The sequence below is a fragment of the Pseudomonas sp. NPDC089395 genome (assembly GCF_044749525.1).
Lineage (GTDB): Bacteria > Pseudomonadota > Gammaproteobacteria > Pseudomonadales > Pseudomonadaceae > Aquipseudomonas.
In genome coordinates this window covers 325,039-347,635 of the sequence record NZ_JBIVID010000002.1, presented here as the reverse complement: position 1 = coordinate 347,635, position 22,597 = coordinate 325,039, and the positions used below count along the sequence as shown (strand labels likewise).

Below are 22,597 nucleotides of genomic sequence, written 5' to 3'. Positions count from 1 at the left end.
TTTGGGAGTTCAGCATGAAAGCAATCGTGTACAACGGCCCACGTGACGTAGCGGTTAAGGATGTACCAGACGCAAAAATCGAGAAGCCAACGGATGTGCTGGTGCGCATTACCACTACCAACATCTGCGGTTCTGACTTGCACATGTACGAAGGCCGTACCTCGTTTGAGGTCGGACGTGTATTTGGCCATGAGAACCTCGGTGAGGTAATTGAAGTTGGTGAGGGGGTTGACCGGGTCAAGGTCGGTGACAGGGTCTGCCTGCCGTTCAATATCGGCTGCGGGTTCTGCGAAAACTGTGAAAAGGGGCTCACCGGATTCTGCCTTACAACCAATCCTGGTGCTGCCGGCGCCGCTTATGGTTTCGCAGAGATGGGGCCATATCAAGGCGGTCAAGCCGAATTGCTGCGCGTCCCGTATGCCGATTTCAATTGCTTGGTATTGCCGGAAGATGCCGAGGAGCGTGAGGACGACTACGTCATGCTCTCGGACATTTTTCCGACTGGTTGGCATGCAACAGAGCTGGCTGGTCTGCTACCAGGCGAGAGCATTGCGATTTACGGCGCAGGGCCTGTCGGCCTGATGGCGGCTCATTCGGCAATCATCAAAGGCGCATCTCAGGTGTTCGTCATTGACAACCAGCCGGATCGCCTGCAACTCGCCGCGCAGCTCGGGGCAATCCCAATCAACGCAGTCGAGCAAAAAGCAGTGGAAGAGATCATGAACCTGACCCACGGCAAAGGCACCGACCGAGGTTGTGAGTGCGTGGGTTACCAGTGCTGCGACAAGCATGGCCATGAAGCGAACTACCTCACTATGAACAACCTGGTTGCTTCAACCAAAGCCACCGGCGGCATCGGCGTGGTTGGTGTGTTCGTGCCAGAAGATCCTGGGGCGAAAAACGAACTGGCGAAGGAGGGCAAGATGGCCTTCGACTTCGGAGCGTTCTGGTTCAAGGGTCAACAGATCCGTACAGGTCAGGCGAATGTGAAGGCCTACAATCGCCGCCTCGCTGAGCTTATCCATCATGGGCGCGCCAAGCCCTCGCAGATCATTTCTCATCGCCTGAAGCTGGCTGAAGGCCCGGATGCCTACAAGCACTTCGATGCCCGCGATGATGGTTGGACGAAGGTTGTGCTCAAACCTGCTGCTTAAATCGCTTACTTTGCTTCCAAGGAAGGAAGCGAGCAAGTGAGCAGAACTCCCCGTATCTGCCTACCAAATCCAGTCAACTGCTTACCTCCTGTTGCGTGTTCTTGTGCCACCCTCGCAAATTCATGGCGCAGAGACAAAACTGCAGGATAATCAACGCCCAGGCTCCTGCTTGCCAGCCCCACACGGCCCACAGCACGTTGCTAGTGATGAAACAGCAAAAGCCGATTTTTCTTCTCCTGGGACGGCCCGACCCAATGCACCACGCTGCGAGCACTGTCATAAGCATGGCAGGCCATTCCAACAACCCAATCCAGTGTTCCATGAAGCTCACCCCAACAGCTCGTTTGATATCTGCAACTGGATACCTGCCAGCGTCGCGGAGCTGGCAGGTAATCGCTTCATCAGGCCGCGCGCTGCTCACCCTTCAGCATCTTCTTCTGCGTTTCCATGGTTTGCCCAAGCTCCTCCAGGATCTTCTTGCTGAGTAGCTTCTTGGCCGTCGGGAAGAGTTCGCTTTCTTCTTCCTCGATGTGATGCTCCAGCAACTCTTTCATGACCTTGACCCGCCCGGCGAATTCGAGGGTGCCGGTTTCGGTATGCAGGAGGTCGGGTAGGACGAGGGAGTCGACAGTTCTGTGCTCCTCCTTAGCCTCGTAGTACATTTTCGCTTCTTCCTTACCGCCGGCTTGCTTGATGGCCGGGTAGAGGATTTCTTCTTCAAGCCTTGTGTGGATCTGCAGCTCCTGCTCGATTTTGTGCAGTAATTCACCCCGCTTCTTCACCGCCCGCTCAGTGGTGGTCGACAGTTCTTCGAGCAGCTTCTTCACCAGCTTGTGGTCTTGAATCAGTAAATCGATAGCGTTCATGGCGTACCTCATCATGGACAGATGAAAGAACTTGCTTGTGGTTGAGTCATGGCCACGTATCACGGTTCAACGGCGACGATGTTTGGCAGCGGAGCATCTTTGGCAATCAATATCGGGGCATCCGGCACACGCACATGCCTTCAGGCACGCTCGCCGCGAAGCCAGCGCTGGTGATAGTGGGAAAGTCGGGTAAGTCCGAAAAGTGCGCCTTGCCGCATGACCTCAGAGCGCTCGCCGAAGAAGCGCTGAGTGCGGGTGAAAACGGCTACCGGTTCACCAGCAAACGCCCAGGCGAAACACATAGTGCCTGGCGGTATGCCTGATTCCGGTGACGGCCCAGCTACGCCGGTGGTGGCGATGACCACGGTAGCATCACTGTCCCTCAAGGCGCCCAACGCCATTTCCCACGCTACGGCTTCGCTCGTCAGTCCGTATCGCTCGATAGTCTCCGCGCTGACGCCCAGCAAGCGCTTCTTGGCGCTTGGGGAGTAGACAACATAGCCGCTTTCCAGCACTTCGCCCGTGCCAGGTACAGCTGCCAACATTGCCACCATGCAACCCGCCGTGCATGACTCTGCGGTGGTCAAGATCAACTGGTTGTCTTTGAGGTAGCCGAGCGCGGCCAACACGGGGTCGGTTGCCATTTGAAGTTCGACTCGCTTGTAGGTCTCCGGTGGACGGATCTCAGCGACTATTGGTTCCTCCCAGCGACTGCCCGCCCATCCCGCTTTGCAATTCTAGCCTGAACTTTACTTGGTGATTCGGCTTCCCTTACTTGAAGGGGCGGGCACCGTGAGTGTCTGTGCTACTGCCACTGAGTGAAAAAGAGTAGGAGGGCAGCATGAATAAAGAAGCGCATTCAGAGAAGCCGAGCTCACAACCAGTGTCAAAAGGTGAGGAAGAGCGGGACAATGATGCTCATCGTCCTGACGGCTCGACCGGTACCTCTCATGATTCCACAGCACAGAAAACTGCGCGTGACCATGGGCATCACAAACGTTGAAGTACAAGTGGCCGGATAGAAGGCTCACCAGATTGGCGAGCTTCAGCTACTTCACAGGATCGGTTTACCACCTGTGACGGCATAGCGTGACCCACTGATATAGCTGGCCTCGTCGGAAGCCAGCAGCACGTAGATCGGTGCAACCTCGACGGGCTGTCCCGGGCGACCCATGGGGTAGCCCGAACCGAAGTTCTTCACGGCCTCATCGGGCATGGTCGCCGGGATCAGGGGCGTCCATATAGGGCCAGGGGCCACGCTATTGACCCGAATACCTTTCTTTGCCAGCAGTTGGGCCAAGCCAGCGGTGAAGTTGGCAATCGCGCCCTTGGTCGCAGCGTAGGCCAGCAGGCTGGGGGATGGATCGTCGGAGTTGACCGAGCTGGTGTTGATGATCGATCCGCCTTTTGGCATCGAGGGCAACGCGCGCTGGCAAATCCGGAAAATGGCGGTGATGTTAGTATCGAAGGTCTTTACCCATTCATCATCGTCAATCTCGTCCAGACTCTCATGAGCCATCTGGAACGCGGCGTTGTTGACCAGAATATCGATACGACCGAACTGCGCCACGGTCTTGTCGACGATGTCGTAGCAGTGCTGTTTCTGCGCTAGGTCGCCGGGCAGTAGCAAGCACTGCCGGCCAGCAGCCTCAACCCAGCGCGCGGTTTCTTGCGCGTCTTCATGTTCATCCAAGTAAGCGATGGCCACGTCGGCGCCTTCACGGGCGTAAGCAATCGCTACTGCTCGCCCGATACCGCTGTCTGCGCCGGTGATAAGTGCAATCTTGCCTTCGAGTCGATTGTGGCCGGTGTACGACTGCTCACCACAATCTGGATAGGGCTCCATCTTGCGTTGTGAACCAGGAACACTTTGCGGTTGAGACGGAAATGGAGGAGTAGGGTAGTCGCTCATGAGGAAGGCTCCTGCAGTTGAGAACGCTTGTTACCTTTCGAACGGAGCTATGGGCCGACGTTGAGATGAGTTCAGGGTTTGAACGACGGGCGGTCACTCCTTCTATATCCATTGAATTATCGGGAATTGGTCGGCTCTACCGCTGACCCGTGTCGCGCTTTCTGTGTGAGGCTCCACCATTAACCGGAGGGTCAAGTGCCTCGAATCATCACCCCCAGCACGCCCGAACATGAGATCGATCAGCAGAATGCGAAGATGTTCGGTACCCCAAAAGAGCGCCTGGATTTCTATCGACGCGAAATTCAGTACGAGACCACCATCCTGGCCAATCGTACAGATGCCTATCTCGCTGCCCAGTCGTTCCTGGTCATCGCTTTCGTTTCTTCGATGGGCAACCTGAATCAGAGCTGGGGCGAGATGTTTACCGTGATGGTGCCGGCGTTTCTCGCACTGCTCGGCGTGCTGAGTTCGCTGAACGCCTGGCCAGGCATCCGCGCTGCGTTCCGGATCATCGAGCACTGGCAACTGAAGCAAAGCCATTTACTGCGCAATGAGCCCATGATGGGGTTGGCCTATGACGAATCGCCGTTGTTCTGCGAAGCGGAAACCTCGCAGGCGGGGCACCGCAAATCGCTGCTGTTTTCCCTGCGCACGCCCTGGATTTTTCTCGGTTTCTGGGTCTTGCTGGGTACCTATTCGGTTTACATCCAGCTGGCGTGACCCGCGCCCTCCAGGCGCCTTGAAGCATCACCGAAGGGCGCGAAGCCGAAAGCTGGGTTCAGCCTGCCAGTGCTTTGATCAACTGCTCGTTGAAAGCAGGAATATCGTCCGGCTGGCGGCTGCTGATTAGGTTGCCGTCCACCACAACTTGCTCATCCACCCAATTGCCACCCGCATTGCGAATGTCGTCTTGCAATGTCTTGTAGCTGGTCATGCGCTTACCTTTGGCTAAGCCACTGGACACCAGCAGCCAACCTCCGTGGCAGATGACGGCCAGCGGTTTGCCAGCCGCGTCGTGGCTCTTTACTAGGTTCTGGGCACCGGGGATCAAGCGGATCGTATCAGAGTTCTGCACGCCGCCTGGCAGCACCAGAGCATCATAGAGATCGAGTTGGGCACTTTCGAAGGTTGCATCAACGGCAAATTCGTCGGCAGGCTTGTCGTGATTCCAGCCACGCACCGTACCTTCCTTGTCAGCGAGGATGTCGATCTCGGCACCAGCTTTCTGCAAAGCCTCACGAGGCCCGGTGAGCTCGATCTGCTCAAAACCATCAGTCACCAAGAAGGCCACGCGTTTGCCACTCAGTTGTGCATTCATCATTGAATCTCCATTTTCGATAAGCCTGACAATGAAGGCCTTTGGCCAGGCGCGAAGTTCAAAGGCGACGCCTCAACGGCGTCGACGTTCGGCATGAGAGATGAGAAGTCCCGCGAGCAAACCGATGACTGCCGCACTCAGCAACAGCGGTATCTTGTCTTTAGGGGTTAGGCCGATGCCCTCCATGCTTCCTGACCTACCTGTTGGCGTGAACAGATTCTCGGAGGACCCCAGCGCGTCGGAACTGCGGTTCAATGGTGTGTCCGGATTGGCCTGAGCGACGGGCTCAACCTCCTCAGCCGTGGCGCTGACGTCCAATTGGTTCAGCTTCAACGCTGTGCCGTCCACCAAGGTCAGTGTCAGGTTTTCAATGTCTCCCGCTGCGCGACCTGGAAAAACCGGTTCGCCTGCAGCATCGAGGTTGTCGTAAATGAAGCGCTTGCCCTCCAGCCAGCCAACGGCTGTGAGTAACTCGGGGCCGAGGTAGTATTTTCCATCGAGGAAGAAGCCTGGAAACTGGTGAGCGCGTTCGACGTTCTCCACGGAGTAACGCTCACCCGCCTTCATGCCTGTTGTTGGATCAATCATGACCACGACCTCCGTATGCTGGTATAGCCATGGAGGTTGCCGAGGCAGTATGTGTTCCTAAGGGATGACCAATGGACTTCAGTCCAATCTGTTGGTGCGTGGCCGGTATTTGAGCGCAGGGTCTGCCGTCTGACTTTTGAATTGAATTTTTAAGCGTACATCGCGCTCAGTAAATATGGGTCAAAGGGAGATACGCACGTGGCGGGGCAGCAATTATTCGTGATCGATTACACACTCCATGGCGAGAGCCGAACGTTCATTATTCGCTTGGAAAAAATGGACAACCTCGTGGCCTGGCACTGGGCCAGTTGCGATGCCGGCGTTGGCATCATCCCAAGGTTCAGTCAGCAGAAGATCAAGCTGGTCAGTCGTCCCATGGCAGAGCGCTACGGCATCGCGAACGTGAAGTGGCGACCTGCCGGCAATGGCCCTGAGTTTGTTCCACAACCTATCGATATCGGCAAATTCTCAGGCGCTTCATAAGATGCTTGGTGCTTTGCAGCCGACCAATTTTTCAGGAGGTGTTGTGATGCAGCCGAAAACTGAAGGCTCTGAAGAGAAGGGGCCGAGCGACGTACCCTTCATCAATGATCCGGAAAAGCCCACGTCGCCACCTTTGAATGATGCTGATGCCACGGATGCAGCTGAGGCAGATGAAGACATCGAGGATGACGGCCAATCCATTTAAGCCGGAAGGAGCACACGATGGACAACTACCACCTTAGCCCGACATCGGATGGCTGGGAGCTGAAGAAAGCCGGTGCCGAACGGGCGTCCAAACGAGCTGCGACGAAGCAGGAACTGGTCAGTGCCCTTGCAGATTTCTTTGATGGCAAGACAGCGTCTGTGAAGATACACAAAGCGGACGGCACGCTCGAAGAGGAACGCACCTACCCACGCTCAGCTGACCCTCGCCGTAGCAAAGGTTGAAGACCGTAACTGCCTGTGACCTCGGCATTGAGGTTACGAATGTCGGTGGTGTGTTCAGATGGTTGCTGGCCAGCTTTCTCGTGGGCAAGCGCATACGTTCTTCGGTCGCCCTGAGGGCGTATCGGATACTTGTCGATGAGCAGGGGCTAGATACGCCGCAAAAGCTTTCGCATGCTACACATGCGACCCTTGTGAGGCTGCTCGGGCAGGCTGGGTATGCGCGATACGATGAATCCACTGCCCGACGATTGCATGCCCTTGGCAAGAAGGTAGACGCGGAGTTGGGAGTTCAACTTGAGGCGCTGCGGGAAGACCCAGGTGGTGAAAGCTTCAAGCGCTGGCTATTGAGCTTCGAGGGTATAGGCCCCAAGACATTGGAGATATTCATGCGAGAACGCCCATTCCACTTAACGATGTTCGAAGGCCATTGAGCAGAAGGTGGCCTTTAGCCTCCATCGACGAGTGGACAGATGAGTGAAACACTCGATGATTCAACTGTGGACTGGAGAGGGTGATGAAGCTCGACATCGAGGGTTTGTCGCTGTCAGGGAAGACAGTAGTTGTCGTGGAAGATGATCCAACGCTTCAAACCCTGCTGGTGGAAATCCTGATCGAGTTGGGCGCTGCCTGCGATGCGTTCGATAACGCCGAAGACGCCTTGATTCACCTGATGGGGCTCAAGAGCGACTGTTCGTTGATCGTTGTCGATCACGGTGTTCCTGGAAGTATCAAAGGCATGGAGTTCATCTCCATGGCCCACGAAAGGTGGCCTGGACTTCCCGCCATCCTGACCTCTGGTTACCAGCTTGATGCTTCTCAGGTCACCCCACCTGTCACTTACCTGTTCAAACCATGGTCAATTGACGAGCTCGCTGAAGCTATTAACCAGGCGCTCAGCTCTGCAAGTGTTCCTCGAGTTCTGCCCGCATCGTCCGACCATAACGCTCGTTAGCGCTGCGGGTTGTCTCGAGCTGCATCGTCCGCCCGCTGTTCACTAGGCACTTGGTGGGGCGTCACGCAGTGACTGCCCATCGCCTGATATTCCTTGCGAAGTTTATGGATCTCTCGATTGTCGAGCGCTTCAAGATCGAGCATCGACTGCTCTGCTGATTTCGTAGCACGGATAAGCTCGTCGAGCTTGACGTGAATGATGTCGTTGTCTCGGTTTTAGGTATTCTGAATCAGGAAAACCATCAGGAATGTGATGATGGTGGTCGACGTATTAACGATGAGTTGCCAGGTATCGTTGTAGTGAAAACAGGGCCAGGATGCAGCCCATATGGCAATCAGTACCACGGCGATCAAGAAGGTACTGGGTTTACCGGCGTGGTTAGCGAGCGATTGGCAGAACCGGGCGAATTTCATGACGATTTCTCCACTGCGATGTATGGGTTTGATCGCAGAGGAAATTCGAAATCTTTTTTTACATTTCGCGGCAATGATTGGCGACTTTAGTAAGCGCAGCGGAACGACGTGTTAAGCCAGAAAGTCAAAACGTAACCGAAAATTCTCCCAAGGCTTCCGCGCAGATGACCTTCATCGTCTGGTTCGCCATGCTGGGTGCAGTGCTTCTGTTGCTCTCGCTTTCATCCTCATACCTGCGCTGGATCCCAGTTACAACGTCCGTTGTGTGCCTTGGCTTAGGTATGGCTCTGGGAACAGCGGGCCTGGGTTTCCTACAGCTCGACTTGAGCAAGTCGAGTGGCTGGATGGAGCACCTCACCGAAGTCGCGGTGTTGTTTTCGTTGTTCTTCAGTGGCCTGAAGTTGCGCTTGCCCTTACACAATCGCAGTTGGTTGAGCGCTTTCTATCTGGCGGGGCCGGTCATGTTGCTCTGCATCGGTGGTGTAGCGCTGGTGTTGCATTACGGCCTGAGCGTGGGGTGGGGAGTATCTGTTCTGATTGGAGCTATCCTCGCACCCACAGACCCTGTGCTGGCAACCCTGGTGCAGGTGGTTGATGCCCAAGACGATGATCCCGTCCGTTTCAGCCTGTCCGGTGAGGCAGGGCTCAACGATGGAGTGGCTTTTCCCTTCGTCATCCTCGGCCTGTTCCTGCAACAGGATACCGGCCAAGCCTGGTTCTCAGACTGGTTGCTCAAGGACATGCTGTGGGCAGTCACTGCAGGTCTGCTGCTGGGTTACTGGATGGGGCGCGGCTTGGGCAAGTTCACGCTTTTCTTGCGGTTGCGCAACGATGACAGCACCGTGTCGCCCAACGACTATCTCGCCCTTGCCCTGATCGCGCTTGCTTATGTGAGCGCCGAGGCTATTCAGGCTTATGGGTTTCTCGCAGTGTTCGCTGCGGGCCTCGGTTTGCGCCAGGCGGAGGTTCAGACTTCAAATAGTCCCGAGGATCCAGCTGCAGAACATCTGGTACAGCCTGTGGTAGGACACCAGCATGTCGCGCCGGAGCTGGCTGTCAAAGGTGATGTGGAAGGGCTCGATGATTCGCAGGTGGCAGCGGGGATCATGTTGGGGGACATGTTGGCATTCGGCAGCTTGATCGAACGGGCACTGGAAGTGTTTCTCGTCACCATGCTCGGGGTAGTGCTTATTGAACATTGGGACTGGCGGGCAGTGCCGGTTGCGGGCGCTTTGTTCTTTGTCATTCGGCCCGTAAGCATTCTGCTTTTCCCGGCTCGGGAAATGCTGGATATCCGACAGCGCGGGCTTTTGGGTTGGTTTGGCATCCGAGGTATCGGCAGCTTCTACTACCTGTTCTATGCCCTCAATCATGGGCTGCTTCCCACCTTGGCCGCACAGAGCATCAGCCTGGTTTTGTCGGTGGTGGCGTTGAGCATTCTGCTACATGGATTGAGCGTTCAACCGCTGCTTGCCAAATACGAGGCATGGAAGGAGTAAGCAGTGTTCTTTGAATCAAGCTTCTACTTGCGGCGGGAGCGTTACTAATTTGTTGATCAGCAAGGCGAGATCAGAAATCTCCCAGGGTTTGGGGAGAAATGCTGTCCGAGCAGGCAGCAAACCGGTGTCGATTACGGCGTCGCCCGAAGTCAGAATCACTGGCAGGGTAGGCCACCGACGCCAAATTTCATGTGCCAGGCCCAAACCGTCCATGCTTCCAGGCATATGGACATCGGTCATCACCAAGCTAGGGACTTCTTTAGTGCAAAGGTAATGCAACGCCTCGTCAGCATTTGCGCAGCACGTCATAGCAACGGCGTAGAGTGACGAGAGGCTCTCGGCAGTTAGGTCTCTTAGGAGATCGTCGTCTTCCACAATGAGGATGGTTTTCGGCATCTAGGGTTTGCTCGCGGGTCATATGCATTAGGGCTCTGGGCCTCTACGCCGTTGCTCCGGGGCGATGAGTGGTGCGCTAGGCGCCGTCATGGATTAGCGGCTATGGTAGGAAAGCGGTAAGCGAACCGCCTTTGTACGCCCTAAAAGGATTCTGGGCGTTTCCCGTTAACCCGGAAGGGAAGAGTATGCAGCAACTACCAGTGGACGAAACAATCCGAGCGGCCTTGAAGAAAACTCATGCGCGCTTGCACCGCCAACATGAGCTCGTGGTCGAGTTTGGCGTAGAGTCCCTGAAGGCTGCGGACTTGGATCTGTTGCTGACCCGTGCATGTGAAGTAGTCGCTGAAGGGATGAGCACTCGTTTTTCCAAGGTGCTCCAGCCAGCAGAGGACGGGGAAGGGTTTGTTCTGACCCACGGCGTTGGCTGGGATGCTTCTGACATCGGGCAGGCAACCGTGGGCGGCGATGTGGCTAGTCCCGCTGGCTATGCATTGGCCACCTACAGGCCTGTACTCTCTAATCATTTGGGTATGGAAAACCGCTTCCGTACGCCGGAGCTGCTGAAAAAATATGGAATCGAACGGGCCATCAATGTCCCGATCCGGGGTGTGCTGAGTCCGTTTGGTGTACTGGAAGCCGACAGCAGCAACGGGGACGATTTTGTAGAGAGCGATCTGGTATTTCTGGAAGGCATCTCGAACGTCATTTCCATGGCTGTCGAAAGAATATCTTCAGGCGTGGATGTTCCAGTTCCCGACCCTTATTCCGAGACGATTCTGAACGCAAGCCCTGATTGGGTGGACATCCTGGCCCCGAGCGGTGAGATCGAGTTCATGAATGAAGCCGGGCTGACATTCCTGAATACCCAACTGACCAGTGTTAAAGGTCAGCGATGGTATGACTTGTGGCCTGAGGAGTCGCGATCCCTTGTTTGGGAGGCGGTAGCTAAAGTTAGCGCTGGCGAAACCATGAGGTTCGAATCGTACTGCCCAATCGCTCCCGATGAACCCAAATGGTGGGACGTGACTGTCGCACCGATCATGGGCTCAGATGGCCAGGTGGAACGGATCATAGCTGTATCGCGGGATATCACTGAGCGGCACCAGTACGAAGCTCAACTGCTTTCCCTCATCGATGCACAGAACACAAAGCAAAGCCGGAGCGACTTATATCTCGAAGAAATCCACCATCGCGTCAAAAATAGCCTTCACCTGGTAAATACACTGCTGTTACTTCAGGCCAATCTCACGCCAGATACGGCAGTGAAGTTACAGCTTGAAACTGCCGCAGGACGCGTTGTGACCATTGCCAGTGTTCACGAGCGGCTTTATCAGGCCGCCGAAGACCAAGAGGTTTGCGCTCGCGCTTACCTGAATGCTCTGTTGGGTGATCTGGGCAAGGCCTTGGCCGACCGACAAATTCAATTGGAGGCTGACGACTTCGTCCTGCCACCAGAAAGAATGGCGCCTTTGGGGTTAGTGATCTCCGAGTTAATCACCAACTCCCTTAAGTACGGTAAAGGCTCCATCGACGTGATCGTCAAGCATGTCGGCGATCATGCTCAGCTTACCGTCAGGGATGAGGGAGACGGCTTTCCTGATCATTATCCTAAGCCGACAGGAACTGGGCTTGGCATGCGATTGGTTAAAAGCTATTCCGGTTACGGCAGCGCGGCAGTAGTGGTTGATCGCCAAGATAGTAAAAGCTGCATCCATGTCCGATTTAAGCTCTAGACGCGAGAGGGGCGTGTCTACGCGCCGATGGCACTTTGCCAAATGCGTATGGTCTCGTATCAAGTCGAATTGATCTCGAGTATCAACATTGAGGAGTTGGGATGCGAACCTTGGGGTGGCTTATGACTGCTTTGGGCTGTGCTGGGCTTTTCGGAGCGTTAGCCCTGATAGTCGTTATGGCTTTAGGACTACATGATCGCTTAGGGATAAGCCTCATCCTAACGATTTTTTCATTTACGCTAATGTTTATCGGTTGGAGGCTGCGAGCGAGAGGCAAACCTTTGTTGCCCATTTTGCTGTCTCCCTGAGACAGCTCGACTCGCCCGGAATCATAGGCTCAGCGAAGTCTTTGGCTCGCCCGACCAGCGCTCAAACCTGTTCTTATTGAGAATGGGCGAGTCGTTGTTCCGGTAAAGCAGGTGGAACCCTCATTTTGGCAATGCTACTAATTCGGGAAACTATCTGTTGGCGGCAATAAATCCCTCCCGCCTGAGCAGTTCTATGTTCGTAGGTTTTATCAAAATGCGGGAGATCTCATGGGGCGCGAACCAGCGACACTCGACTATTTCGTGCGAAGGCCGGGGTATCGTAGGATCAGCTAAGGCCATCCGATACAGCCAATGCTCTTCAGATAGCAGAACGTGATGCCCCAGGAACTGAGGGTCAGTGAGTTCCAGACTGGTTTCTTCCTGTAGCTCACGACGTGCCGCGTCAAGTTGAGTTTCGCCTGGATCAATTTTGCCGCCAGGGAGAGACCACTCTGGGGCCTCCTTTCGCACAAGCAATACCTTGCCAGCCTGCAGGCAGATGACGGTGGAATGAAGCTCTCTCGATGGATTCATCACGTGTCCTCCCTTTGACGGAAGGCTCTCATGATCTGATGAAGTTCAATTGAGGCGTCGAAAGGCGTTCGACCTACGCGAGCAGGGTATTACACGATTCGGCGCCGATAACTGAACGTTGCCATCGTTATGCTGGTCATCTAACCGACACAAGGACGATCTAATCTCGGAAAGGAATCTGCCGGATCTAGGCCAGCCAATTACAAAAGGGCAGCGCATGAAGGCAATGGACACTGCTACAGCCAAACGCAAAGGCATCAAATTGCGTGCAACGGTGATCTACCGCAAAGACGGTGAGGTATTGTTTGTTCGCAAACGCAACGCCAAGTGGAACTTGCCAGGGGGACGCGTTGAGCGTGACGAGACGCCGCTCGAAGCGGCAATGCGCGAGATGGTCGAGGAAACTGGCCTCGCGTTCGATGAGCTTCGCTACCTGACGATGTACCGGGAAGACAAGGTCATCCACTACCTGTTCGAAGCTCGCAAGGCCTACGACAAGCCGCGCCCCCGAAACGAGATCGAGTCTTGCCGTTGGATCAAGGCCCGAGATGTTTCAAAGCGCCGGGTGCGGCGTCCGATCAAAACTATCCTCAAGCGCTGCGCGTGATCAGAGCAAGGTCTGCTTACCCTCGGCCAGAGAGTCGACTGGGCTGGAGTCTCCTCGTGTCACGAAATATCATTCAGCTTTTTCGTCATGGGTATCTACGTCTGGCTTCTGCATTTGCAGCGAAGCTTTGCTGCGGTTGGTGTCTTCATCGACATGCTTAGGCTCATCAAAACAACCCTGCAGGAGCAGAAGGCTGATACTCAGCAGAAGAGGGCGACCGAATGTCATGGGTGTTTCCTCCTGTCGGTCAGGCAAGGGTGCCCGATACAAGCAGAGGCAACTGACCTTAGCGCGAAGTTCATCCGAGTTCGCTTATTGGTGGCCGTGCCCAACTGGAACCTTCCCTCAAGACGCTTTCTCGAAGGGTTTAAGACCGATTCGATATCTTCCGGCTGACCTAAACCAGAGTGCTAGGTGCGACAGGAGAAACGCAATGATGTACCTCGGCTGCGCTGGCTGGAGCGTGCCACGCCCCTACGTCCAAGACTTTCCGCACCTCGGCAGCCAGTTGCAGCGTTATGCCGTCCGCTTTGGCGCGGTAGAAATCAACAGTTCATTCTATCGACCACATCGGCCTCAGACATATGCTCGCTGGGCTGCTTCGGTGCCCGAGGGGTTCAGATTTGCGGTCAAACTGCCGCAGGCCATCACACACGAATGTCGTTTGAGCGGATGTGAAGCACTGTTGGATGCGTTCCTTGAACAATGCGGCCAGCTACAAGCTCGCCTCGGTTGCCTGCTGGTGCAGTTGCCCCCATCGCTGGAATACGACGAAAAAGTCGCCCAGCATTTTTTTGTATCCCTGCGTATACGCTATCCAGGGCCTGTGGCAATTGAGCCCAGGCATTCATCTTGGCGGGCAGCACATTCCATGCTTTTGGAATTTCAAATAGCCCAGGTAGCCGCTAGCCCGTCACGTTTCGAAGTCGATGCGCTGCCGGGTGGCTGGCCAGGGCTGGTTTATTGGCGGTTGCATGGCGTGCCCCGCATTTATTACAGCGCCTATTCCGAAGAGTATCTTCAACGTCTGGCAGCACAGCTCGAGGTCAGCATCACCAAAAACGTGCCCGTCTGGTGCATATTCGACAACACCGCGTCAGGCGCTGCGCTCGAGAACGCCTTAGCTATGCAGAGCTACCTCATGCAGCGAACTCAATTTGCTCCGCATCACATTGAGGTAGGCCCTATGAGTGACTAAGACGATAAGGTGCGCCTGTTCAAAACTTAGATCTGATGGCTATAGAAGAGTGCATAGGACTCAATGCCCTCGTTTGGCTGTTTGATACCAGCGTTGGAATAGTGGATTGCCCGAATTTCCACACGCTGTCCCTCGCCGATCTTCAGGCCAACTCCAATGCGATCCTCGAAGTTGAACGATGAAAGCCGCTTAGAATAGCTGGTAGTGGAGTGCGCGGATTTACAACTGCATCTCGGCGAGCGCTCGACGTAAAGGCGCGTCTGAGACCTGAATCGGCCCATGAAAAGGAACATTCATATCAAGAACTAGGTAAACTGAGGCGGCAATGAGAAACGACGACGCCATAAACATAGTGATGACCATCGGGTTCTTAGGGGCCCGGTACCCCAGGCTGGCAAATATGAGTGTCATCCAAGCCACCAGCATTCCTATGAGAGGGCCTGGAATGGAGCCTTCAGACTGTTCCACGATCTTCCAGCGCTGTTCAATAATCCCATGATACTGTTGACGTATATCAACCATCATGGATTCGTGGAAGCGGTCAATAGGCGTAATCATATTCAGCGCCGTACCCACAGAGTCCAGGTATTTGGCAGCGGTGCTTTTTTGATGAAGCAGCGCTTGATCCCCACGATAGGGATTGGCAATGGCTTCTTCAACATATACTTGCAAACGCATACGAGACTCTTTGGCGGCCTGTCCGTATGTGCTAAGTGAGCGGTCTAGAATTATCAGGCTCGTTGCATAGGTGTGCACGTTTGCATCTATCGCTTCGAATGTGTTCTTGGCTGAATTAATCATCAGGCCGAACACAAGTGACGTCATTACCACAAAAATATTCGCTACAAGACGAACCACTGTATTTGTATCTTCATCTCGATGGCGGGCGGCCAGCTTGGGGTAGAGGTGCATCATCACTAAGGATGCTGAAAGCAAACATATGAAGATGGCAATGGCTACCCAAATAGAACCCATGCAAACTACCTTTCTTAGGTGAACGGTTAACGACTGTAATGAAGCTCACTGTGTCATGGGTAAGCTTAGCTAATATCTGCCTTCGGCGATCTCGGATGACCTGACAGACAATTCTTCCGTGCCGTCAAACGCTGACGCAGCCCTTAGGTAGGCCAGGTTTTTATTGAGGCTGAACACCACCGGTTCGGGGGAAGCTTACGCAAAATGATGTGCCACTTTCTTTTGTAGAGTCGACGGCCACATCGCCGCCATGAGCCTTAGCAATTTCTCGTACTATGAAGAGCCCGAGACCTACGCTTCTCAGATCGGTGTCCAACTCGCTCACTCTCGTCATCGGCTCGAAGAGGTTACCCAGCGAAGATTCGGGTATGGCTGTACCTTCGTTATGAACCGATAGGATGGCCATCTCTCCCTGGAGGGCAGATGTGACCGTTATGGGCTGTCCAAGATCCCCATAGGCCACACTGTTAGCCACCAGATTTCCAATGATCTGATGGATTCTGTCAGCGTCAACCTCTGCCATACCTGCGCCTACCTGGGTATGGATCATTCTTGCTTGCGGGAAGGCAATACGTAGCTCGCTTACGCTTCTCTCAATGACCAGGTGCAGGTCAGCCGTACTTCGTGAGATGCCGATTCCACGGCCTACCCTGGCCAAGGCAAAGTCCAAAAGATCTGCGATCATCCGCTGAGCACGCTCGGAGGACTGATTGATGTGGTGAAGTAGTTCTCTGTCTCTTGGTGTGCATTCGCCTCGTGCCAGCAGGTCTCCAGCCATCTTGATCGCGGTTAGAGGATTCTTGAGGTCGTGGCTTGCGATAGCTACCATTTGCTCAGCAAATAAAGCGCGCTGTTGGGATTTTTCATACGCAAGATCTAGCTCCAAATTTGCCTGCTGTAGCGCTGCTTCCGCGTTGGTTTTCTCCCATAACAGCTGTTCGGCACGCTGGCGTGCCTCCACAATCTCGCGCTCATACCTGTCCCGATCAGTAGTCCCGAACAACGCCATTTCGTAGTAAACGCCATCGGCATGAACACGCCTTACGCCATTGAGTAGCATCGTGACTGTCTGCCCACTGGCGTTTTTGAGGTCAAGTTTCACCTCCGCGACGGAGCCCTGCATGCGCATGAGGGGCGCCCAATGGGTCTGATGAAAGATCCTTCCGCCCATTGTCAGGAGATCCTGAAATCGACGCTGGGCAAGATCCCCCTGGCTGATGCCCATCCAGATGCTGAAAATCCGATTGCTGCGCAGGATCGTGCCGTCTTCGTCGGTGACAACAAGCCCACAGGGGGCACCATCGAAAAGATCTTCGAACACTGGCAGTAAAGGCTGATCAACCGACATTTTCGCCTACCCAAGGCTGAAGGAAATCGTCCATTGCTTTGGCACACGCTTGTGGAGCGCTCATGTGCGGGCAATGTCCCACATTATCAACGAGATGAAGAACACTGTAGGGCAAGGTTGCATGCATGTACCGGCCCACTTCCATCGGAGCAATCAGGTCATTGGTGGATTGCAGGATGAGCGTCGGGGTATCCAGGCCGGCGATGTCTTCGCGATTATCGGATAAGAAGGTCACGCGTGCGAATTGCTTCGCGATCTCCGGATCTGTGCGGCAGAAACTATTGGTAAGTTCATCGCCCAGTGCTGGCTGCCCTGGCGAACCCATGATTGCAGGGGCCATCGCGCTCGACCATCCCAGATAGTTGCTGTCCAAGGTGTGGAGGAGCGACTGAATGTCTTCGAGCTTGAACCCACCCACATAGCCATCAGAATCGATATAGCATGGAGAGGGCCCAACCATGATATGAGCGGCTATGCGATTTGGGAAAAGACGGTCGGCCAGTGCTCCGATCATCGCACTCACCGAATGGCCGACAACGATCACGGGGCCGTGCCCAAAGTGATCGATGACTTCATTCAGGTCTCGAGCATAACCGGTCAGTGAGCTGTACTTTCCGCTTTCATACGCATCCAGATCCGATCTGCCTGCGCCGACCAAGTCATACAACACCACGCGAAAGCGGTTGGTGAAGTGTTTGAACAGGTAATGCCACATGGTCTGATCGCAGCCGAAGCCATGAGAGAAGACCAGAGTCGAAGTGCCTTCGCCATGGACTCTGACGTTGTTCCGGCGCTGAATGTCCATGCATCACCTCTCCGTTCAGCCAAGCGGGTTTGGCTGTAGGAATGGATAGTGCCGCTGAGGCAATCGAAGGGCAAGATTTGCATTCCGATGCTGGCATTCTGCCCGGAGAGAAAGGCGCTGTAGGTGATAGCCGCTCGCCTATCCCGTTTCACCATAACTCACATTTCGTCATATTGATGAGCCATTATCCGCTCGGCGGGGCTGTTGTTTCCGCTTCGCTGCGCTATGGTAGAGGCACCCCACATATAAGACTAAAGTCGTAGGAGGGCGGCATGCGGATTCGCGGTGATGTGTTTTGGAAATGGGCTGATCCATCGCTCCACCATAGAACTCATGATGAAACTTTGGACGACGGCACAAGCATGGACATCCAGGTGCGGCTGTCGCGGACGGGCCATACGCAGTTGTTCATTGGCGTCTATGCCGGCTCAGGACTGACTCTTCACGAAGAGGCTTACGACTCTCGCCCGGGAGAGTCGATGACACGCGCGTTGGCATGGGGGGTAGGTCGCGCAAGATGCTTGGCGACCGAGCAGTGTCCTGCCGAGAAGCATGTAGCGTAGAGGCCTTGGCAACGGATTGGGGGTCTCTGGCAGAAGTCAGCGACCTCCACTGTGATGAATCCACGCTGCATACGCCGACTTCAACGCTTGGGGAAGGTCAGGCAGCTTACGCTTCAATTCTGCCTGTCCGTCAGGGCCTGGTGCCCACTCCGTTAGCCACGCGATCAGCAATGGCCGAGTAACAGGGCAGATAGCTACCTGGCGTTCGAGCTCGTCGGCGATCTGACCCAGCCACTCTAACTCTGCGTCTAGCTGAATGATCGGATCAATCATGGGATTCCCTCCGTCGACCTAGACAGTGCCTGCTTTGCTGCTTTTAGAGCCTATTTTAGCGAGTGCCCGACCTCTGCGAGCGCCCCACGCCATTGCTCGAGTTACTGTCTCACCTGGCCGCTTTGCATAGGCTTCCTCAACACGTGCTAGGCCGGATTGCTCGTAGATGCCGATAAACAATTGAGTATCGCCAGTGCGAGATAACCGAACCTGGATGCCTGGCCAAGCTGCGTCAGTTAGGGACTCCAGATGCGAATGGTGTTGAAATGCAGGATCTGCCCAAGCTTAAAATACTGCTCCTGAATGTCGCATCCTTGGCCCCTCGTCACATCTCCATACGGCAAGTCTAGCTCGTCCCTTCTGCTCCGGAGCTTTCAAACGTTTCGGGACATTCCAAAGCAGGTAGTGATTCGAACCGTCAAAATGCTGGTCGGAACTGTACTTCAATCCGTCAGGTCATCCATCGTATGGAAGGTCACATCAGCGTTCAGGATGTCGCGCGCTATCGAGGTGCGATTTGCATGAGCGTATCCAAGCATCGTCCAGTCAGAGCCAAAGCCACTATTATCTGTACCCACAACGACAAAGTTCTGCTTGTGCGCAGAAAGGGCGCCAAGTGGAAGTTTCCGAGTGGGGCACTCGCTGCAGGTGAGGAGCCAATCGTTGCAGCTGCGCGCGAGCTTTGGAGTGAGCTATCGCTGCATTGCTCCGGTCTGCACGGTACTGGCACCGTCCAGGTGGGGAAAATCCTCCACCACCTCTTTTCCACTGAGATACCTGATGGCTGCAGGGTTGTCTTAGGGAAGCGGATCGAGGCCTGCAGGTGGGTAGCATGGGCTCAGCTGAACCCAACCATTCTTCAGCCCACAGCAGCTGCGCTGCTTTCGAGGGATCTCTCGTCGCTTGCCCCATTCGATCAGCAAATCGTCGAGTAGCAGGCATGACCAGGTATTAACCCAGCGGCCCAATCCTCATAGGAACAGATTGTTGTCCTGATGGTCAGGTTTAGTAGTCCCGTAAACCTTGAGGTGAGCATGGCCACTTACAACATTCAATATCGCTTGGCTGAAGAGCCGAAAAGTTACCGACTGGAGCTGGAGCAGGACAAGCTCAGACGTCATGAGGCTGCAATGCACCTAATCGTGTTGCACTTCGGGGATAGTGAAAACAGCCTTGTACTGCCTGCAGCTGATTCATCGCCGGACGACATCCTAGCTCAAGCCGAGTTGCTTGGATTGTCTCAGATAGAGGTTTCCGCCGCGTAATGCTGATTGCTCACTTCAGTCGGGCTGGGTGCCGATGCAATTCCTGCACGAACTCTTCGACTGAACCCGGATCGCTAGAGGCAGGTCGCATGTTCACATTCACAGCAAAAAGGATGTTAGCGATGAAAGCAATGACTCGACTGTTCACCGGCCTTGCATTGGTTGGTGCTATGGGAGCTTCTTCCGCTTGGGCAGATACGCCTGGTGCTGACTGGAAGGTAAACAAGGATCAGGCTGAGGCCACCTTGAAAGGCGCAGGTTACACCCAGATCACCAAGATCGAAGCCGACGATGGTCATTGGGAAGGTGAGGGCATCAAGGCTGATGGCAAGCGGTATGAATTCCAAGTTGATCCGCACGACGGGAAGATCATCAAAGACGAACTGGATAACTGATTAGGGCTGGTGTTGCTCTCTGAGCGGCCCGTGCCTGATGCACGGGCTTTTTTCGGCTACCAGTCCACCTTCCGTCGAATCCCCGGCCATCTCGTCATTGCTTATCCAGATTGACCGGACGCTTGCAAAGCGCTTAACTGTACAAATATACAGTGCAGGCGTTTTAGGCATGGTCACCATACTCGGCCCACTCGAACCAACCGGAGCGAAGCTCCCACTCTTTTCCTTCCATGTCCCGGCAGGTTTTCCTTCGCCTGCAGCCGACCACCTCGAAAAGCGCATTTCCCTTGATGAGCTACTCGACGTCCGCGCTCCGCACATTTACCTGGTGCGTGTAGAGGGCGACTCGATGATCGGTGCCGGCATCTACCCTGGCGACCTCGTGATCGTGGATCGCTCCATCGAGGCTGAGCCAGGCCACATTGTCATCGCGGCGGTCAACTGCGAACCACTCTGCAAGCGCCTGGCTCGTGATGGCAGCCAAGTGGTGCTCAAATCGGAGAACCCACGATATCCATCAAGGTACCTGCTCGAAGGGGAAGAACTCCAAGTGTGGGGTGTCGTGACTTTCAGTGTGCGCAGTCATGATAAAGCCTGAGCGGGTATTCGCCCTCATCGACTGCAACAGTTTCTACGCCAGCTGCGAGCGGGTATTCCGCCTCGACATTCGCAACAAACCCGTCGTCGTGTTGAGCAACAACGATGGCTGTGTGATCGCTCGCTCGGCTGATGCCAAGCCTTTCGTGAAGATGGGTGAGCCGTACTTCCAGATCAAAGACAAACTTCGCAAGCACGGCATAGTGGCTTGCTCGTCGAACTACGAGCTCTATGGTGACATGTCCGAGCGAGTCATGACGGTCATTGAATCAATGGTACCGGTTGCAGAGGTATACAGCATTGACGAAGCCTTCGCTGAGCTCACTGGCATGCCGGGTGACCTGGAGCGATTAGGCCGGAAAATTCGCGCGGAGGTTTATCGGAAAACCGGCATCCCAGTCGGCGTCGGCATCGCGTCAACGAAGACCCTCGCCAAGCTAGCCAATCATGCTGCCAAAAAATGGCAGAGCCATACCGGTGGCGTCGTAGACCTGCGCGATGAGGTGAAGCGCAACTGGGTGCTCAAGAAATGCGATGCGGGGGATGTTTGGGGCATTGGTCGTCGCCTCTCCGCCCACCTAGCGGCTATCGATATTCGTACCGCATGGGAGCTGGCACACGCCGATGCTTGGTCGCTCCGAAAGCAGTTCAGCGTTGTGCTGGAAAAAACCGTGCGCGAGCTTGGCGGCACCACCTGCCTGGAGCTGGATGACCCTGATCCACCTAAGAAGGAAATTTGCTGCAGCCGCATGTTCGGTACCCGGCTCACTGAGCTGGCCCCAATCAAGGAGGCGGTGGCCACCTACACGTCCAGGGCTGCTGAGAAACTTCGAGCCCAGCAGTCACTCTGCAAACGTCTACGCGTGAGCATCCGCACCGGGATGTTCAATCCGGATGAGGCCAAGTACGCCAATGGTGTCTTGGTCGAACTTCCGTACCCGACTGACGACTCCCGTTTGCTAACAAAAGCTGCGCAGGAGGGGGTGGAGCGGGTTTATCGGGAGGGCTTCCGCTATAGCAAGGCTGAAGTACTGCTGCTCGACCTCAGCCAGCCGAACGAAATCACTGGCGACCTGTTCGCAGCTGCTCAGCCAGTGGCGAGCGAGAAGTTGATGGGTGTGCTCGATGCGGTTAATGGCAGGTGGGGTAGGGGGACGATGCGTCTGGCCAGTGTGCCTGTTGATCCAACCTGGGGAATGCGGCGGGAGATGATGAGCCAGAGCTTCACGACGCGGGTCGACGAGCTTTGGACTGTCTACTGCAAATAGGGGGGCATGGGTGCGCTCTTCATACGTGCTGAAGAGAGTTTGCGGGCAAAAGAAAGCCCGCTGGGGGCGGGCAAAGGAGCTTCTATCACACGTAGGGATAGCTAACGCTCCCATACTGCATGTGAAAAAGCCGTGAACACTATCGAGGCGAAGGGCTAGCAACCACCGTTTGGTTCGTAAAACGAGATCTGATCAAGGTGCTCATGCCTGACCACCCCCTGTATCCGGAGGCCGTGGAAGCCCTGACGCTGTACCATCAGGCCCAGGCTCAAGGGGTGGTTGGAGCTGAGCTGGAGCGCCTCAGGCTGTTGGCTGAGCATCGCTTTCAGACCGTTACCGACTATCAGATCCGAGCCCTCGGCCCCACATAGAAAGGCCATTAGCAACCGGCCTTCCGAGATCGGTCACCAACATGCAAGGTGCAAAAGTTGCGCTCTGCTACCTAAAAACTCATCACTGACACCAGCTGTTTAACCATTAGTCGAACAAGATGACTCGTGGTACTCGGGCAGCCCCAGAAAAAGTGCCGGCTCGGGCCTTTGATCACAAGATGGTTCGGCAACGCCCTGCATTTCTGAATCAGGAAACGCTTGATAGCGTTGCTCGCGAGCATCACCTTCATCTGCAGAAACTGAGTGAAGAGATTCAGCTGGAGGGCACTTTTGATTACCCAGAGCGTGCCACAGATGATCATCTGTCC

32 protein-coding genes and 2 pseudogenes are annotated in these 22,597 nt (G+C 55.0%); 19 read left to right on the top strand and 15 right to left on the bottom strand.

All coding sequences use genetic code 11. The features are described 5' to 3' along the window. The first annotated feature begins 14 nt into the window (after window positions 1-14). Window positions 15-1,154, top strand: a complete 1,140-nt coding sequence (locus ACIPZG_RS06620; protein WP_400711325.1) for a glutathione-independent formaldehyde dehydrogenase — start codon at window positions 15-17, stop codon at window positions 1,152-1,154. A 73-nt stretch (window positions 1,155-1,227) separates the two neighbouring features. On the opposite strand, the gene ACIPZG_RS06615 is transcribed toward ACIPZG_RS06620, so the two are convergent. From ACIPZG_RS06615 to ACIPZG_RS06605, 3 genes are all read right to left on the bottom strand, one after another. After that, the gene (locus ACIPZG_RS06615) at window positions 1,228-1,476 is read right to left on the bottom strand and encodes a hypothetical protein (RefSeq protein ID WP_236193381.1); all 249 of its coding nucleotides are present in this window, start codon (window positions 1,474-1,476) and stop codon (window positions 1,228-1,230) included. Between the two features lie 79 nt (window positions 1,477-1,555). Further along, on the bottom strand, window positions 1,556-2,020 hold the full coding sequence (locus ACIPZG_RS06610) for a hemerythrin domain-containing protein (RefSeq protein WP_264317182.1): 465 nt from the start codon (window positions 2,018-2,020) through the stop codon (window positions 1,556-1,558). Window positions 2,021-2,160: 140 nt separating this feature from the next. Then, the gene (locus ACIPZG_RS06605; protein WP_317658361.1) at window positions 2,161-2,664 is read right to left on the bottom strand and encodes a CinA family protein; all 504 of its coding nucleotides are present in this window, start codon (window positions 2,662-2,664) and stop codon (window positions 2,161-2,163) included. A gap of 197 nt (window positions 2,665-2,861) precedes the next feature. Here ACIPZG_RS06605 and ACIPZG_RS06600 point away from each other — a divergent pair, with 197 nt between their 5' ends. Continuing rightward, the gene (locus tag ACIPZG_RS06600) at window positions 2,862-3,023 is read left to right on the top strand and encodes a hypothetical protein (RefSeq protein WP_400711320.1); all 162 of its coding nucleotides are present in this window, start codon (window positions 2,862-2,864) and stop codon (window positions 3,021-3,023) included. Window positions 3,024-3,074: 51 nt separating this feature from the next. On the opposite strand, the gene ACIPZG_RS06595 is transcribed toward ACIPZG_RS06600, so the two are convergent. Further along, the gene (locus ACIPZG_RS06595) at window positions 3,075-3,932 is read right to left on the bottom strand and encodes an SDR family oxidoreductase (RefSeq protein ID WP_400711317.1); all 858 of its coding nucleotides are present in this window, start codon (window positions 3,930-3,932) and stop codon (window positions 3,075-3,077) included. A 195-nt stretch (window positions 3,933-4,127) separates the two neighbouring features. Between ACIPZG_RS06595 and ACIPZG_RS06590 the strand changes: the two genes are divergently transcribed. Next, window positions 4,128-4,652, top strand: a complete 525-nt coding sequence (locus ACIPZG_RS06590) for a hypothetical protein (RefSeq protein ID WP_400711314.1) — start codon at window positions 4,128-4,130, stop codon at window positions 4,650-4,652. A 58-nt stretch (window positions 4,653-4,710) separates the two neighbouring features. On the opposite strand, the gene ACIPZG_RS06585 is transcribed toward ACIPZG_RS06590, so the two are convergent. Both ACIPZG_RS06585 and ACIPZG_RS06580 read right to left on the bottom strand, forming a co-directional pair. Continuing rightward, a complete protein-coding gene (locus tag ACIPZG_RS06585) occupies window positions 4,711-5,250 on the bottom strand; it encodes a type 1 glutamine amidotransferase domain-containing protein (RefSeq protein WP_317663592.1) in 540 nt (179 codons plus the stop codon). A 323-nt stretch (window positions 5,251-5,573) separates the two neighbouring features. After that, window positions 5,574-5,838, bottom strand: a pseudogene (locus tag ACIPZG_RS06580) (short-chain dehydrogenase); the annotation flags it as partial. Window positions 5,839-6,036: 198 nt separating this feature from the next. Here ACIPZG_RS06580 and ACIPZG_RS06575 point away from each other — a divergent pair. The 5 genes from ACIPZG_RS06575 (at window position 6,037) to ACIPZG_RS06555 (ending at window position 7,720) form a co-directional block, all read left to right on the top strand. Beyond that, window positions 6,037-6,321: a DUF6555 family protein gene (locus tag ACIPZG_RS06575; protein ID WP_317658354.1), complete on the top strand. Its 285-nt coding sequence runs from the start codon at window positions 6,037-6,039 to the stop codon at window positions 6,319-6,321. Window position 6,322: 1 nt separating this feature from the next. After that, entirely contained in the window at window positions 6,323-6,526 is a 204-nt protein-coding gene (locus ACIPZG_RS06570; RefSeq protein WP_264317317.1) for a hypothetical protein, read from the top strand. Between the two features lie 17 nt (window positions 6,527-6,543). After that, a complete protein-coding gene (locus ACIPZG_RS06565; RefSeq protein ID WP_133973325.1) occupies window positions 6,544-6,768 on the top strand; it encodes a DUF2188 domain-containing protein in 225 nt (74 codons plus the stop codon). Beyond that, window positions 6,765-7,199, top strand: coding sequence for a DNA methylase (locus ACIPZG_RS06560; RefSeq protein WP_400711309.1), 435 nt, complete (start codon window positions 6,765-6,767; stop codon window positions 7,197-7,199). The genes ACIPZG_RS06565 and ACIPZG_RS06560 overlap by 4 nt, the downstream gene beginning before the upstream one ends. Window positions 7,200-7,282: 83 nt before the next feature. Next, complete coding sequence (locus ACIPZG_RS06555; RefSeq protein ID WP_317658352.1) at window positions 7,283-7,720, top strand: response regulator; 438 nt, start codon at window positions 7,283-7,285, stop codon at window positions 7,718-7,720. Here the strand turns inward: ACIPZG_RS06555 and ACIPZG_RS06550 are convergent. Continuing rightward, window positions 7,717-8,133 (bottom strand): annotated as a pseudogene (locus tag ACIPZG_RS06550) (low affinity iron permease family protein). The gene ACIPZG_RS06555 and the pseudogene ACIPZG_RS06550 overlap by 4 nt on opposite strands. Window positions 8,134-8,297: 164 nt before the next feature. On the opposite strand from ACIPZG_RS06550, the gene ACIPZG_RS06545 reads away from it, so the two are divergent. Further along, entirely contained in the window at window positions 8,298-9,632 is a 1,335-nt protein-coding gene (locus ACIPZG_RS06545) for a cation:proton antiporter (protein WP_400711306.1), read from the top strand. A 15-nt stretch (window positions 9,633-9,647) separates the two neighbouring features. Here ACIPZG_RS06545 and ACIPZG_RS06540 read toward each other — a convergent pair whose 3' ends face one another. Beyond that, complete coding sequence (locus tag ACIPZG_RS06540; protein WP_400711303.1) at window positions 9,648-10,028, bottom strand: response regulator; 381 nt, start codon at window positions 10,026-10,028, stop codon at window positions 9,648-9,650. Between the two features lie 185 nt (window positions 10,029-10,213). Here ACIPZG_RS06540 and ACIPZG_RS06535 point away from each other — a divergent pair, with 185 nt between their 5' ends. Then, the gene (locus ACIPZG_RS06535; RefSeq protein ID WP_400711300.1) at window positions 10,214-11,761 is read left to right on the top strand and encodes a histidine kinase dimerization/phosphoacceptor domain -containing protein; all 1,548 of its coding nucleotides are present in this window, start codon (window positions 10,214-10,216) and stop codon (window positions 11,759-11,761) included. Window positions 11,762-12,219: 458 nt separating this feature from the next. On the opposite strand, the gene ACIPZG_RS06530 is transcribed toward ACIPZG_RS06535, so the two are convergent. Beyond that, a complete protein-coding gene (locus ACIPZG_RS06530) occupies window positions 12,220-12,603 on the bottom strand; it encodes an NUDIX domain-containing protein (protein ID WP_400711298.1) in 384 nt (127 codons plus the stop codon). A 217-nt stretch (window positions 12,604-12,820) separates the two neighbouring features. On the opposite strand from ACIPZG_RS06530, the gene ACIPZG_RS06525 reads away from it, so the two are divergent. After that, complete coding sequence (locus ACIPZG_RS06525; RefSeq protein WP_400711295.1) at window positions 12,821-13,210, top strand: NUDIX hydrolase; 390 nt, start codon at window positions 12,821-12,823, stop codon at window positions 13,208-13,210. Between the two features lie 69 nt (window positions 13,211-13,279). On the opposite strand, the gene ACIPZG_RS06520 is transcribed toward ACIPZG_RS06525, so the two are convergent. After that, on the bottom strand, window positions 13,280-13,438 hold the full coding sequence (locus tag ACIPZG_RS06520; protein WP_400711292.1) for a hypothetical protein: 159 nt from the start codon (window positions 13,436-13,438) through the stop codon (window positions 13,280-13,282). Between the two features lie 205 nt (window positions 13,439-13,643). Here ACIPZG_RS06520 and ACIPZG_RS06515 point away from each other — a divergent pair, with 205 nt between their 5' ends. Beyond that, window positions 13,644-14,408: a DUF72 domain-containing protein gene (locus tag ACIPZG_RS06515; RefSeq protein ID WP_400711289.1), complete on the top strand. Its 765-nt coding sequence runs from the start codon at window positions 13,644-13,646 to the stop codon at window positions 14,406-14,408. A gap of 26 nt (window positions 14,409-14,434) precedes the next feature. Here the strand turns inward: ACIPZG_RS06515 and ACIPZG_RS06510 are convergent, their stop codons facing one another. The 4 genes from ACIPZG_RS06510 to ACIPZG_RS06495 all read right to left on the bottom strand — a co-directional run bounded on the left by ACIPZG_RS06510 (window position 14,435) and on the right by ACIPZG_RS06495 (window position 17,536). Further along, a complete protein-coding gene (locus ACIPZG_RS06510) occupies window positions 14,435-14,689 on the bottom strand; it encodes an acyloxyacyl hydrolase (RefSeq protein ID WP_400711286.1) in 255 nt (84 codons plus the stop codon). Continuing rightward, window positions 14,628-15,383, bottom strand: a complete 756-nt coding sequence (locus tag ACIPZG_RS06505) for a hypothetical protein (protein WP_400711283.1) — start codon at window positions 15,381-15,383, stop codon at window positions 14,628-14,630. The genes ACIPZG_RS06510 and ACIPZG_RS06505 overlap by 62 nt, the downstream gene beginning before the upstream one ends. Before the next feature lie 160 nt (window positions 15,384-15,543). Further along, window positions 15,544-16,731, bottom strand: a complete 1,188-nt coding sequence (locus tag ACIPZG_RS06500; RefSeq protein ID WP_400711281.1) for an ATP-binding protein — start codon at window positions 16,729-16,731, stop codon at window positions 15,544-15,546. After that, on the bottom strand, window positions 16,721-17,536 hold the full coding sequence (locus ACIPZG_RS06495; RefSeq protein WP_400711278.1) for an alpha/beta fold hydrolase: 816 nt from the start codon (window positions 17,534-17,536) through the stop codon (window positions 16,721-16,723). Before ACIPZG_RS06495 ends, ACIPZG_RS06500 begins: the two co-directional genes overlap by 11 nt. A 272-nt stretch (window positions 17,537-17,808) precedes the next feature. On the opposite strand from ACIPZG_RS06495, the gene ACIPZG_RS06490 reads away from it, so the two are divergent. Next, window positions 17,809-18,099: a hypothetical protein gene (locus ACIPZG_RS06490; protein WP_400711275.1), complete on the top strand. Its 291-nt coding sequence runs from the start codon at window positions 17,809-17,811 to the stop codon at window positions 18,097-18,099. 36 nt (window positions 18,100-18,135) lie between these two features. Here ACIPZG_RS06490 and ACIPZG_RS06485 read toward each other — a convergent pair whose 3' ends face one another. After that, entirely contained in the window at window positions 18,136-18,372 is a 237-nt protein-coding gene (locus ACIPZG_RS06485) for a hypothetical protein (protein WP_400711272.1), read from the bottom strand. Window positions 18,373-18,839: 467 nt separating this feature from the next. Here ACIPZG_RS06485 and ACIPZG_RS06480 point away from each other — a divergent pair, with 467 nt between their 5' ends. From ACIPZG_RS06480 to ACIPZG_RS06455, 6 genes are all read left to right on the top strand, one after another. After that, a complete protein-coding gene (locus tag ACIPZG_RS06480) occupies window positions 18,840-19,307 on the top strand; it encodes an NUDIX hydrolase (protein WP_400711269.1) in 468 nt (155 codons plus the stop codon). A 99-nt stretch (window positions 19,308-19,406) separates the two neighbouring features. Beyond that, window positions 19,407-19,637 carry a hypothetical protein gene (locus tag ACIPZG_RS06475; protein ID WP_400711266.1) on the top strand — a complete coding sequence of 77 codons (231 nt, stop codon included), beginning with the start codon at window positions 19,407-19,409 and terminating at the stop codon, window positions 19,635-19,637. Window positions 19,638-19,759: 122 nt separating this feature from the next. Next, entirely contained in the window at window positions 19,760-20,032 is a 273-nt protein-coding gene (locus ACIPZG_RS06470; RefSeq protein WP_317658342.1) for a PepSY domain-containing protein, read from the top strand. Window positions 20,033-20,201: 169 nt separating this feature from the next. Further along, complete coding sequence (locus tag ACIPZG_RS06465) at window positions 20,202-20,630, top strand: LexA family transcriptional regulator (RefSeq protein WP_317658341.1); 429 nt, start codon at window positions 20,202-20,204, stop codon at window positions 20,628-20,630. Continuing rightward, window positions 20,617-21,897 carry a translesion error-prone DNA polymerase V subunit UmuC gene (gene umuC, locus ACIPZG_RS06460; protein ID WP_400711262.1) on the top strand — a complete coding sequence of 427 codons (1,281 nt, stop codon included), beginning with the start codon at window positions 20,617-20,619 and terminating at the stop codon, window positions 21,895-21,897. Before ACIPZG_RS06465 ends, umuC begins: the two co-directional genes overlap by 14 nt. 203 nt (window positions 21,898-22,100) lie before the next feature. After that, window positions 22,101-22,268 (top strand): hypothetical protein, encoded by a 168-nt coding sequence (locus tag ACIPZG_RS06455; protein ID WP_400711259.1) that lies wholly within the window; start codon window positions 22,101-22,103, stop codon window positions 22,266-22,268. Window positions 22,269-22,597: the final 329 nt, after the last annotated feature.